1 protein-coding gene is annotated in these 14057 nt (G+C 70.7%); it reads left to right on the top strand.

From position 1 onward, the window contains the following. Positions 1-74: 74 nt before the first annotated feature. Positions 75-14054 carry an SDR family NAD(P)-dependent oxidoreductase gene (locus ACIBH2_RS12650; RefSeq protein ID WP_397116392.1) on the top strand — a complete coding sequence of 4660 codons (13980 nt, stop codon included), beginning with the start codon at positions 75-77 and terminating at the stop codon, positions 14052-14054. Positions 14055-14057: the final 3 nt, after the last annotated feature.

The following is a 14057-nucleotide window of genomic DNA, read 5'->3' as shown; positions in this document are numbered from 1 at the left end:
CACGCTCGTATTCGACTATCCAACGCCGGATGGGTTCGCGGAGTTCGTGGTGCCTCGATGAAGGGTGTTCAGAGGTGACCGGATCGGCTTTCGCCGTCGCTGTTGTCGGTATGTCCCACAGGATCTCGGACGCGACCGAGTTCGATACGGACTTCTTCGGGATCGCGCCCGAACAGGCGCGGACGATCGATCCTCAGCAGTTGCTGGCCTTGGAGCTGAGCTGGGAGGCGTGGGAGAACGCGGGCTTGGCGGGGACGTCGCGGGCGGTCCGCCGGTGCGGCGTCTTCCTCGAGTGCGCCGGAACCGATCTCGTGGCGACCACCGAACGCGTCGCCGCGTACTTCGGCTTCGACGGGCCGCGAGGCGAGAACTCCCATGACACAGCGAGGTTCGCGGTGCCTTCGGCGGCCGAGAGTCTGCGCGGTGGCGAGGCCGACGTGGCTTTGGCCGGATCGGTGCGCGGCACGGGCGGCAGGCTGGTGGTGCTGAAACCCCTGGAGCGGGCCGTCGCCGATGGCGACCGCATCCACGCCGTGCTGCGGCCGACAGCGGTGACCAGCACAGACACGGCCGAATCGGATTCAAACCTGCTGGGGGACTTGAATTTCCCGGGCTGGACGGTGACCCCGGCACCCGCCGCCGAATCCGGTGCGGCCGAGGTCGACCGCGCGACGGGACCGGTCCCCTGGGTGGTGTCGGCGCGCAGCGAAACCGGCGTCCGCGCGCAAGCGGCCCGCCTGCGGGAATGGCTACTGCGCTACCCGGACCTGAACCCTGTCGACATAGCCCACTCCCTGCTGTCCACCCGAGCCGCTATGCCCTGGCGGGGCAGCGCGATAGGCCGCGACCGCTCCGAACTCCTGGCCGGGTTGGCGGCTCTCGCCGATCCCACCGCCTCTACCCCGATCGAACCGATCACTGCCCGAGCCGAACAACGGCGAGTCGCCTTCGTCTTCCCTGGAAACGGCAGCCAGTGGGAGGGCATGGCCCGCGAACTCCTGGAGGCGGGCGGCGTTTTCGCCGAGTCGATCGCCGAATGCGAAGCGGCCCTGGCACCCTACGTGGACTGGTCCCTCACGGCGGTCCTGCGGCGCGAGACGGGTACCCCCGCGCCGGGTACTCAGGTGGCGGTTGCCTCCGCGCACGTACCCGCGTTGGACAGCGTGGATGTGGTGCAGCCGGTGTTGTTCGCCGTCATGGTGTCGCTGGCGCGGATGTGGCGGGCGGCCGGGGTGGAACCCGATGTGGTGGTGGGGCATTCGCATGGCGAGGTCGCGGCCGCGCATATCGCCGGGGGCTTGTCGTTGGACGATGCCGCGCGGGTGGTGGCGCTGCGGTCGCGGGCGCTGGCCGAGGAGTTGGCTGGCGAAGGCGGGATGGCCTCGGTGGCGCTCGGGCCGGACGCGGTGCGCGAACGTCTCGGGGCGTACGGGGAGCGGCTCGCGCTGGCCGCGGTGAATGGACCCGCGCAGAGTGTGGTGTCGGGGGATGTCGCGGCGGTAGCGGAGTTTCTCGACGACTGCGCGCGGGAGGGGGTGTGGGCGCGGCGGGTTCCGATCGACTATGCCTCGCATTCGCGGGCGATCGAGCGGATTCGGGAGCGGCTGCTCACGGATCTGGAGCCCCTTCGCCCTCGGCCGGGGTCGGTGCCGTTCTTCTCGGCGGTGACCGCCGACCGATTGGATACGGCGGAGTTGGACGCCGAATACTGGTACCGGGCCGAGCGGGAGCCGATCCGGTTCGCCGCGGCCGTCACCGCGCTGATCGGCGATGGCATCACCGGATTCATCGAGGTCAGCCCGCATCCGGTACTCGCGATGGGTATTGCCCTGACCGCAGAGCAGGCCGGTGCCGCGGAGATACCGGTTGTCGCCTCACTGCGCCGTGGCGAAGGTGGGCCGCTGCGCTTCAAAGCGTCACTGGCACACGCTTATTGTGCGGGCTTTCCGGTGGAGCACCGCGCGCTGGTGGCTGGGGGCGGGCGGGTCGATCTGCCGCCGTACGCATTTCAGGCCGGTAGCTCTCGCTCCGCGCCCGCCGTGTCATCGGACGACAGCCCGCTGGCGCGCGCCCTGCACGCCGTTCCCGAATTCCAGCGTGACGCGGTAGTTCTCGATCTCGTTCGCGAACAGGTCGCCGCCCAACTCGGCCTGGACTCCGTCCACGCCCTCGATCCCACTCTCCCGTTCACCGAGTTCGGCATCGATTCGGTGGGCGGCGTCCAGTTGCGTGACCGATTGGCCCGAGCCACCGGTGTGCCGCTGCCCGTCTCGCTCGTCTTCGATCATCCGACCGCCGAGGCGGTGGCAAAGCTGCTGCGCGACCGCGTCACCGGGAACGCGCACGGCGACCCTCGTGTTTCACGCCGCGCCAGAACCGACGAACCGATCGCGATCGTGGGTATCGGTGCCAGGTTCCCCGGCGGTGTGCGCTCCGCCGAAGACCTCTGGCATCTCCTGGCCGAGGGCCGCGATGTGATCACCGAATTCCCCACCGACCGTGGCTGGGATCTGGAGCGCCTCTACGACCCGGACCCCGACAAGCCCGGCACGGTCTACACCCGCCACGGCGGATTCCTCAGCGATGCGGGCGATTTCGACCCCGGCTTCTTCGGTATCAGCCCCCGCGAAGCCCTGGCCATGGATCCGCAACAGCGACTCCTGCTGGAGACCTCGTGGGAGGCCCTCGAGGACGCGGGCATCGACCCGACATCGTTGCGCGGCAGCGATACCGGTGTCTTCGCCGGTGCCTGTTCCTCCGGCTACTCGCGTCGCGTGACCGGCGACCTGGAGGGCTACCGGCTGACCGGCACCTCCCACAGCGTCATCTCCGGCCGCATCGCCTACGTGCTCGGGTTGGAAGGCCCCGCCGTGACGGTGGATACGGCCTGCTCCTCGTCGCTGGTGGCCCTGCATCTGGCCTGCCAGGCGCTGCGCCAGGGCGACAGCTCCCTGGCCCTGGCCGGTGGTGTGACCGTCGCCGCCAGCCCCGCACTGTTCGTGGACTTCTCCCGCCAGCGCGGCCTGTCACCGGATGGCCGCTGTAAGCCGTTCTCCGCCGCCGCCGACGGCGTCGCCTGGTCGGAGGGCGCGGGCGTCCTTGTGCTGGAACGTCTTTCGGACGCGCGGCGGCGCGGCCACACCGTCCTCGCCGTCATTCGCGGCAGCGCGGTGAACCAGGACGGCGCCAGCAACGGCCTGACCGCGCCCAACGGCCCGTCCCAGGAGCGGCTGATCGCGCAGGCCCTCGCCAATGCCGGGCTCGCGGCGGCCGACGTGGACGCCGTGGAGGCGCACGGCACCGGCACGACCCTGGGCGATCCCATCGAGGCGCAGGCCCTCATCGCCGCCTACGGGCGCGACCGTGGCGAACCGCTGCGAATCGGTTCGGTGAAATCCAATCTCGGCCACACCGTGGCCGCCGCCGGTGTGGCCGGTGTGATCAAAATGGTGCAGGCGCTGCGGCACGAACGGCTGCCGCGCTCGCTGTACGCCGAAACGCCGTCCCCGCACGTGGATTGGACCGCGGGCGCGGTGCGTCTACTCGGCGCGGCCGAGCCGTGGACCGCCGGGGAGCGGGTGCGCCGCGCGGGTGTGTCGTCGTTCGGTATCAGCGGTACCAACGCGCATGTCATTCTCGAGGAGGCCCCGGCCGTCGCCGAGCAGCCTGAAGTTCCTGCGGTGCAGCCGAATTCGTTCGCGCCGACACCACTGCTGGTGTCAGGAAAGGGCGAAGCGGGTCTGCGTGCACAGGCCGCGCGGTTGCGCGCGTGGCTGGCGGAGCATCCCGAGATCGATATCGCCGATGCGGCACACGCCTTGGCGACGACTCGCGCACAACTGGATTCGCGCGGTGTCGTCCTCGGCCGCGATCGAGACGAACTCCTCGAGTGCTTGGCCCAGCTCGCCACATCGGATACCGGACCCGGCGTGATCACCGGCGTCGCGGGCACGGGCCGGACCGCCTTCCTCTTCACCGGTCAGGGCGCACAGCGCGTCGGTATGGGCGCTGGCCTCTACGAGACGTTCCCCGTCTTCGCCGAGGCCCTGGATTCGGTGTGCGCCCACTTCGATCCGGAATTGGGCCGCTCCCTGAAAGACCTCATGTTCATGGGCGGCTCCGAGCCCGGTCTCCTGGATCGCACCGAGTTCACCCAGCCCGCGCTGTTCGCCTTCGAGGTCGCGCTGTACCGCCTGCTGGAGTCGTTCGGCGTCACCGCGCAGGTGCTGATCGGCCATTCGATCGGCGAACTCGCGGCCGCTCACCTCGCGGGCCTGTGGTCGCTCGCGGACGCCTGCCGATTGGTGGCGGCGCGCGGCCGTCTCATGGGCGCGTTGCCCGAGGGCGGTGCCATGCTGGCGATCGGCGCACCCGAAGCCGAGGTGAACGACGTGGTGGCGCGGTATCGCGGCCGCGCGTCGGTGGCCGCGGTGAACGCTGCCTCTGCCCTGGTGGTCTCGGGCGACGAGGACGCCATCGTCGACACCGAGGCCCACTTCGCCGAGCGCGGCGCGCAGACCTCGCGGCTGCGGGTCAGCCATGCGTTCCACTCCCATCGCATGGACCCCATGCTGGCCGAATTCGAGTCTGTCGCACGGGATTTGACGTTCCACCGGTTGCGGCTGCCGCTGGTGTCGAATGTGACCGGACAGCTCGCCGGGGACGAGGTTCTCGAACCCGCCTACTGGGTTCGGCAAGTGCGCTCCGCCGTGCGCTTCGCGCCGGGCATCGACACGCTGTACGCCTCGGGCGTGCGCCGGTTCCTGGAGGTCGGGCCGGACGCGGTCCTGACCGCGATGGCCCGGCAGACCCTTCCGGAGGAGGTCGATCCCGGCACCGTGGTCGTCGCCGCCGCGCGCCGCGATCACGATGAGCCCCAACAGTTCTCGTCACTGCTGGCACATGCGCACACCTCGGGTGCGCATGTGGACTGGACCCCGCTGCTCGGTCACCGCACAACCCGAGTTCCCTTGCCCACGTATGCCTTCCAACACCAGCGCTTCTGGCTCCCGCCGCAGACCGAAGCCGGTTCGACACCCGGCCACCCCATCCTCACCGATGTGGTACCGGTGGCCGGTAGGGACGAATACGTTGTCACCGGCCGGTTCTCGCTCACCACCCACCCGTGGATCGCCGACCACACGGCGTACGGCACGGTGGTCGTGCCCAGCGCCGCCCTCGTCGAATTCCTCCTCGCCGCTGGCCACCGCATCGACTGCGGCGTCCTCGAGGAGCTGACCCTCGAAGCTCCCATCGCGCCCTCGGACACCGAGGAGATCGAACTCCAGGTAGCGGTACAGGAACCCGATCAGGCGGGGCGGCGATCGTTCAGCTTCCACTATCGCCAGGCGGGCGAGTGGGTGCGCAATGCCAGCGGCGTCCTGGCTCGGGAATGGGACGGCGACGACGCGCTGTCGGACCAGCTCCGCGACGAACCCTGGCCGCCGCTCGATGCCGAAACCCTCGACACCGCGGCGATTCCCGAGCGCATCGCCGCCTTCACCGGGCTCGAGTACGGCCCGGCCCTGACCGGCGTCACCGCCGCGTGGCGACGCGCGGACACCGTCTTCTCCGAGATCACCCTCGATACGACCGCCGCACCCGACTCGGAGCGGTTCGACCTGCACCCGGCCCTGCTCGACCTCGTCTTGCACGCCGGACTGGCGGGGCTGCTCTGGCGCGATCAGGACGTCGAGCCCGACACCGGCCGACTGCTGTTCCGTTGGGGCGGCGCGCGATCGCACCGGCCGCCGGTCCGGTCGACCACGCTCCGGGTCATCGCCACGACCTCGGGGACGGAGGCGATCTCCGTTGCGGCCGTGGACGATTCCGGTCGGCCCGTCATCTCCCTCGACGCCGTCGTCATGCGGGCCTTCGACGTGCGGCAGCTGCGTGGCACGGGTACGGCGGACTCCGCCGACCTCTACGAGATCGAGTGGACGCCCGCGCCCACGGCGGACGCCGCCATCGAGCGCATGGCTGTACTCGGCTTGGAGCCGATCGCGGGAATCGAAACCCGGTACCCGAGCGTCGCGGATATCGCGGCGGCGCGACAGCTGCCACAGATCGCGCTCTGGCAGGCCGGGACGGCTGCCGCCGCCGACGATCCGGCGGCGGTCCGCGACCACCTCGAAACGGTGCTGTCGACCGTCCAAACCTGGCTGGCGCAAGACCGACTGGCCGACACCACACTCTGCGTGCTCACCACGAACGGGGCCGCGTTGCCCGGCGAAGCCCCCGACCTCGCCGCGGCCGCGGTCTGGGGCCTGCTGCGCAGCGCCCAATCCGAATACCCGGGGCGGTTCACGCTGGTCGATGTCGCCTCTACGGTCGTCGCGACCGAGGATGTGCGTGCACTGGTCGCCGCGGTGGTCAGCGCGGGTGAACCGCAGGCCGCGGTGCGCGCCGGGGCGGTGCTCGTCCCCAGATTGGCGAAAACCCAAGCGGCCGACCCTCAACCCGCCCACGAGGACCGAATCGGAGCTGGTGACACCGTCGCGACCGGCCGCCCGGCGCTGCCGTTCGGCGACGGTACCGTCCTGATCACCGGAGGCACCGGCGGCCTCGGCGCGCTGCTGGCTCGCCATCTGGTCGCCGCTCACGGCGTTCGGCACCTACTGCTGGCGTCCCGGCGCGGCATGAACGCCGACGGCGCGGACACGCTGGTGGCCGAACTCGCCGCGGCAGGGGCCACGGCCCGGGTCGTCGCCTGCGATGTCGGGGACCGCGAAGCCCTACGCGCCCTGCTCGATTCGGTAGCGCCGGATCATCCGCTGACCGGCGTGATCCATGCGGCCGGTGTGCTCGACGACGCCACCCTCGCGGGCACCACCACCGAGCAGCTGCGGAAGGTGTTCGACGCGAAGGCCGCCGCCGCATGGCATCTGCACGAACTCACCCGGAACAGTGACCTGGCCGCTTTCGTCCTGTTCTCGTCGATAGCGGCGACGGTCGGATCGGCGGGCCAGAGCAACTACGCCGCCGCCAATGCCTTCCTCGACGCCTTGGCGCGCGGCCGCAAAGCCGAAGGGCTGCCCGCGATATCGCTGGCCTGGGGCCCGTGGGACTCCGCCAGCGGTATGGCCGGTCGCCTGGACCGCAGCGCCCTCGCTCGCTGGGAACGCCTCGGCCTGCACCCCATCGCCAACGATGCGGGGCTGCGGCTGTTCGACCGGGCCACCGGCCGCGCCGAGCCGTACCTCGCGGCGATGCGATTCGACCGAGCCCGGTTGCGTCGCGAAGCGCGGGACGGCGGCGTCCCGGCGGTATTGCGGGGATTCCTGCCCCGCGCCGCCCGCCGGGCGACGGCGGCATCGAGTTCACTGGCCGCCCGCCTCGGCTCGGTACCCGAAACCCAGCGCGCCGAAGTCGTCCTCGAGCTGGTCCGCGAGCATGCCGCCGCCGTCCTCGGGCACGGTTCGGCCGAAGACATCGCTCCCAGTGAGCGTTTCGACGCCCTCGGATTCGACTCCCTCGGCGGTGTGGAATTCCGTAACCGGCTGTCGAAGGCCACCGGGCTGCGACTGCCCTCCACACTGGTCTTCGACCACCCGACCGCGGCGGCGGTCGCGGCGTTCCTGCACGCCCGGACCGAGGGCGCGGACTCGAGCTCTCGCCAGCCCCGGGCAGTGCGGCGTGCCCGCGTCGACGAGCCCATCGCGATCGTGGGTATGGCCTGCCGGTACCCCGGCGGCGTCGAATCACCGGATGCCCTCTGGGATCTGGTCGCCTCCGGCAGCGACGGGACGGGTGATTTCCCGGCCGATCGCGGCTGGGATCTGGAGCGTCTGTTCGACGCCGACCCGGACAAGCCGGGAACGGTCGCCACCCGACGCGGTGGATTCCTCTACGACGCGGGCGATTTCGACGCCGGGTTCTTCGGCATCGGTCCGCGCGAGGCGATCGCCATGGACCCTCAGCAGCGGCTGCTGCTCGAAGTGTCGTGGGAGGCCCTCGAATACGCGGGCATCGACCCGATGTCGTTGCGCGGCAGCGATACCGGTGTCTACACGGGCGTGATGTACCAGGACTACGAGGCCGTCACCCGCAAGGCCGGGGCGGAGGTGGAGGGCTATCTCCTCACCGGAGGCCTGGGCAGCGTCGCCTCCGGCCGCGTCGCCTACGCGCTGGGCCTCGAAGGCCCGGCCATGACGGTGGACACCGCCTGCTCGTCGTCGCTGGTCGCCCTGCACCTGGCCTGCCAGGCGCTGCGTCAGGGCGAGAGTTCCCTCGCGCTGGTCGGCGGTGCGACGGTCATGGCGACACCCATGGTGTTCCAGGAGTTCTCGCGCCAACGCGGTCTCGCGCGCGACGGCCGATGCAAATCCTTCTCCGCCGCCGCCGACGGCGTCGCCTGGTCCGAGGGCGCGGCGGTGCTCGTGGTGGAGCGACTGTCGGACGCGCGACGGCTGGGCCACGACGTCCTCGCCGTGGTGCGCGGCAGCGCGATCAACCAGGACGGGGCCAGCAATGGCCTCACCGCCCCGAACGGACCCTCGCAGCAACGCGTCATCGCGGCCGCCTTGGCGAATGCCGGTCTACGCCCACGCGATGTGGACGCGGTCGAGGCGCACGGCACGGGCACCACACTGGGCGATCCCATCGAGGCGCAGGCCCTGCTCGCCACCTACGGGCAGGACCGCGCCGGAGCGCCGCTGCGGCTCGGCTCGCTCAAATCGAATATCGGGCACACCCAGGCGGCGGCGGGCGTCGGCGGTGTGATCAAGATGGTGCAGGCGCTGCGGCATCGGACGCTGCCCGCGACACTGCACGCGGAAGAACCGAGCCCGCACGTGGATTGGACGGCGGGGGAGGTCGAACTGCTGACCGAGGCCCAGCCGTGGCCGGTCGGCGACCGACCGCGCCGGGCCGGGGTGTCGTCGTTCGGCATCAGTGGCACCAATGCGCACGTGATTGTCGAAGAGGCTCCCGCCCCGGCGATTTCGGTGCCCGAGCCCGCCTCGACCGGACCGGGGACGGCGGTGCCGTGGATCGTGTCGGCCAAGTCGGACGAGGCATTGCGGCAGCAGGCCCAGCGGCTTCGCGCGTGGCTGACCGACCGTCCGGAGGCCGACATCTGGTCGGTGGCACGATCATTGATCGATTCGCGGGCACTGTTGGACCGTCGAGCGGTGGTCGTCGGGCGCAACCGGGACGAACTGCTCGCCGGTCTGGCCGAGGTGGCCGCCGCATCGCCCGGCGCCATCGAAGGCGTTGCCGGTGCGGGCAAGACGGCCTTCCTGTTCACCGGACAGGGAGCCCAGCGCGCGGGCATGGGCGCGCAACTGTATCGGGCGTTCCCGGCCTTCGCGTCGGCTCTGGACGAGGTGTGCGCGCGGATCGACCCGTTGCTGGGTCGATCACTGCGGGACCTCATGTTCGTCGACGCCGAGGGCGTCCTGCCTCGCACCGAATTCACCCAACCGGCCCTGTTCGCCTTCGAGGTGGCGGTCTTCCGCCTGCTCGAATCCTTCAGTGTGACACCGGATCTGGTGATCGGCCATTCGATTGGCGAACTCGCCGCCGCGTATGTGGCGGGCGTGTGGTCACTCGAGGACGCCTGTGCCCTGGTAGTGGCGCGCGGCCGGTTGATGGGCGCGCTGCCGGAGGGTGGAGCCATGCTCGCGGTCGAGCTCACCGAGGCCGAAGCGGCGCAGGCGCTCGCCGAATTCGACGGACAGGTCGCGCTGGCGGCGGTGAACGGGCCGACATCGGTGGTGCTCTCCGGTACGGCGGCCGCCCTGGACGAACTCGGCGAACGGCTGACATACGAAGGCGTGCGGACCTCCACACTGCGGGTCAGCCACGCGTTCCACTCGGCGCTGATGGATCCGATGCTCGACGAATTCCGCACGGTCGCAGCGAGATTGACCTATCGCACGCCACTGTTGCCGATCGTCTCCAACCTCTCGGCGACGGTGGTCTCCACGGAGCTGACCGACCCCGAGTACTGGGTCGAGCAGGTACGCGGATGCGTCCGATTCGCGCCGGGAATCGCCACCCTGGCCGAGGCCGGTGTGCGGCGATTCGTGGAGGTCGGCCCGGATGCGGTGCTGGCCGCCATGACTCGACAGTGCCTGGCCGAGAACCCCACCCACGAGGCCAAATCGACGGTCATCGCGGCCGCTCGGCGGTCGACCGAGGAATCGTCACAGTTCGTGTCGGCGCTCGCGCAAGCCGCCGTCATCGGCGTGGACGTGGATTGGGCTCCACTGTTCGACGGTCGACCCACGCGTCGAATCACATTGCCCACCTACGCCTTCCAGCATCATCGCTACTGGGCGCGGCCGGTCGACACGACGGATCTGCGGCAGTCGGGTCTCGACGTGGCCGGACATCCGCTGCTGAGCGCCCTGGTGCGATTGCCGGACTCCGAGGAACTCGTGTTCACCGGACAGCTCTCGCGAGCGAGTCAGCCCTGGCTGGCCGATCACGCCGTCGCCGGGGTGGCGCTGCTACCCGGTGCCGCCCTCGTGGAGCTGGCACTGCACGCGGGTACGGCAATCGCCCGCCCACACCTGGCCGAGCTGGTGATCGAGGCCCCCCTGCCGATTCCGCCGACCGGAACCGTCGACCTGCGCGTGGTGGCGGGCGGACCGGACGGGACCGTGACGGTGTACTCGCGGTCCAATGGCGAAGCTCCGGATTCACGCGGTGATGTAGCGCCGGACGGTGCGGCGGCACAGTGGACGCGCCACGCCGTCGCGACCGTCACGGCCGAGTCCACCACGCCCACAATCGATTCCGACCTGCTGGACTGGCCTCCCGCCGGTGCGACCGCGATACCGCTCGACCACTCCTACTCGAGTCTCGCCGAGCGCGGCTACGACTACGGCCCGGCCTTCCAGGGCCTGACCGCGCTGTGGGGCCGCGACGGCGAGGCGTTCGCCGAAGTCGCCCTACCCGAAGCCGCGGGCCCGGACGGCGCGAAATACGGGGTGCACCCGGCCCTGCTGGATGCCGCCCTGCACGCGATTCTGCTGGGCGGGCTGGTTCCCGCCGCCCAACACGGTGCGATCGCCGTCCCGTTCTCCTGGGAGAACATCGACCTGCACGCGACGGGCGCGACCACCGTCCGAGTCCGGGCCGCACGGACCGGTTCCGGGGCGGGCGGCGAGCGCATCACCCTGACCCTCGCCGATGTGGCGGGGCAGCCGGTGGCGGATATCGCGGCGCTCTCGCTCCGAACCATGTCGACCAACGCACTCGGCGCGGCCACCCGGCCTGCCGAAAGCATTGGCTACGAACTGAACTGGATCGCGGTGCCAGCCCCCGCCGACGAGGTCTTGGCGGTCCCCACCTGGACCGCCACGGACGATGGGGAAACCGTCACGGTCGCCGGAGAGGAAGCGACCGTGCTGCGGCTCGATACCCAGCATTGGGCGGAGTCACCGGATACCCGGGCGAATGTTCCTGGGGCAGTGGACGATTTGGTCGTCGAAGTCGCGGCGCGGGTGCGTGAACTGCTGGCGCGAGACCGACGGGCGGTCGTGGTGACCCGCCAGGCGGTCGCGGTACATCGGTACGAGCCAGTGGATCTCACCGCGGCGGCGGTTTGGGGTCTGCTGCGCACGGCGCAGAGCGAGAATCCCGGCCGCCTGCTCCTCGTCGATATCGAGGACTGGGCGGACTGCCGGACGGCGGTGGCCCTGGCCACCGATGCCGAACCCCAGATCGCCGTCCGTCGCGGCACGGCGTACGCGCCGCGCCTGCATCGCGGTGGCGCGGTCCCGCTCGATATCGCGGCGCGGGACTCGTCGGCTTGGGCGATGACGCTGCGGGACAGGGGAACACTGGCCGCGGACAACTTCGGTGTGAGCGACCGCCCGGAGGCGCTGGAATCCCTCGCGCCGGGGCAGGTGCGGGTGAGCGTGCGCGCGGTCGGCCTCAACTTCCGCGATGTGCTCATGGCGCTGGGCACCTACCCCGACAAGGCGGGCCGCCCCGGCGGTGAGGGTGCCGGTGTCGTCCTGGAGGTCGCCCCGGATGTGACCGAATTCGCCCCCGGCGACCGCGTTTTCGGTCTCATCCCGGGCGTCGGCTCGGTCGCGGTGGTCGATCGCCGACTGCTCGCGCCCATGCCGCGCGACTGGTCGTTCAGCCAGGCCGCCGCGATTCCCATCGTCTACGCGACCGCCTACTACGGCCTGGTCGACCTGGCCGCCGCGCAGCCCGGAGAGACACTGCTGCTGCACGCCGCCACCGGCGGCGTCGGCTTGGCGGCCGTGCAGCTCGCACGCCACCTGGGTCTGCGCATGCTGGTCACCGCCAGCGAACCCAAGTGGAATGTGTTGCGCGAACTCGGATTCGACGACTCGGCCATCGGCAACTCACGCACCCTGGACTTCGAGCAGCAGTTCCTCGACGCCACCGACGGTCGCGGCGTGGACATCGTCCTGGACTCCCTCGCGGGCGAATTCGTGGACGCCTCCCTGCGGCTGCTGCCGCGCGGCGGCCGGTTCGTCGAAATGGGCATGCTCGATCGGCGCGACCCCGCCGAGGTGGCCGTCGAATATCCCGGCGTCGAGTACCACAGCTTCATGCTCATGCAGGCCGGTCCGGATCGGCTGCACGAGATCCTCACCGCACTGGTCGAACTCTTCGACACCGGTGCGCTGCGACCGTATCCGTCCATCGCCTGGGATATGCGCTACGCGCCGGACGCCTACCGGTACCTGAGCCAGGCCCGCCACATCGGCAAGAACGTCCTCACCGTGCCCACCCCCCTGCACCCCGACGGCACCGTCCTCATCACCGGCGGCACCGGCGGATTGGGCGCTGTCACCGCACGCCACCTAATCACCGAATACGGTGTGCGCAGGCTGATCCTGGCGGGCAGGCGTGGCCCGGACGCCCCCGGCGCGGCCGAACTCGCCGCCGAACTGACCGATCTCGGCGCGCACGTGGAGGTCGTCGCCTGCGATGCGGCCGACCGCGCTGCCCTGGACGCGGTGCTGGCGGCCATCCCGCGGCAGCACCCGCTCACCGCCGTCGTACACGCCGCCGGTGTGCTCTCCGATGGCCTGTTCACCACCATGACCCCCGAGCAGTTCGCCACGGTACTGCGGCCCAAGGTGGCGGCGGCCTGGAATCTGCACGAGGCGACCGCGCACCTGGATCTGTCGGCCTTCGTGCTCTACTCCTCGATCGCGGGCGTGATCGGCAATCCGGGGCAGGCGAACTACGCGGCCGCCAATGTCTTCCTCGACGCCCTGGCACAGCACCGGCAGGTGCGGGGCCTGCCCGCGACGTCGGTGTTGTGGGGGCCGTGGGAGCAGAGCGGCGGTATGACCGCCACGCTCGGCGCGGCCGATATCGCGCGATTGCGCCGCGAAGGGCTGCTCCCGGTCGGCGACGCGGACGGCGTGCGACTCTTCGACGCCGCGCTCGCGGGCGGTCTGTCGGCCTTCGTCGCGGTGCGGATCGACCGGGTCGCGCTCGGCGAGGCGGAACCCGAGGCCGTGCGACCGGTCATGCGCGGCCTGGCGGCGACACCCGCGCGCCGGAAGGTCGAGGCGGGTGCGTCGCCGACCGGTGCCAGCGGGGGTGCGGGCGCGCTGGTGGCGCGACTGCTCGGCCGCCCGGTCGCCGAACAGGAACGCCTGCTGCTCGACGTGATCCGCGCCCAGGCCGCCGCCGTGCTCGGCCACGCCAGCGCGGACGCGACCCCGCCGGACAAACCGTTCAGCGATATCGGATTCGACTCGCTCGGCGTGATGGAGTTCCGCAACCGCCTGAAATCGGCTGTCGGCGTACAGCTCTCCGCGACCGCCATGTTCGACCACCCCACCCCGGAGGCCTTGGCCGAACACCTGCGCCAGGAGCTCGTACCGGTCGAGGACCCCACGGAACACATTGCGGCCGAACTCGATTCGCTGGCGCGCAGTGTCGGCGAGCTCGATCTGTCGGCCACCGACCGGGCGGCCATCGCGAGCCGGGTGAGCGCCCTGTTGCGCGAACTCGAAGGCGACGACACCGGCGGCGACCTCGATGCCGACGGACTCGACAGCGCGGACGACCGCGAACTCTTCGACTTCATCGACCACATCAGCTGACGC

The organism is Nocardia sp. NPDC050406, from assembly GCF_044459025.1.
In the GTDB taxonomy this organism is placed as follows: Bacteria; Actinomycetota; Actinomycetes; order Mycobacteriales; family Mycobacteriaceae; genus Nocardia.
This window is presented reverse-complemented; position numbering and strand designations above follow the sequence as displayed.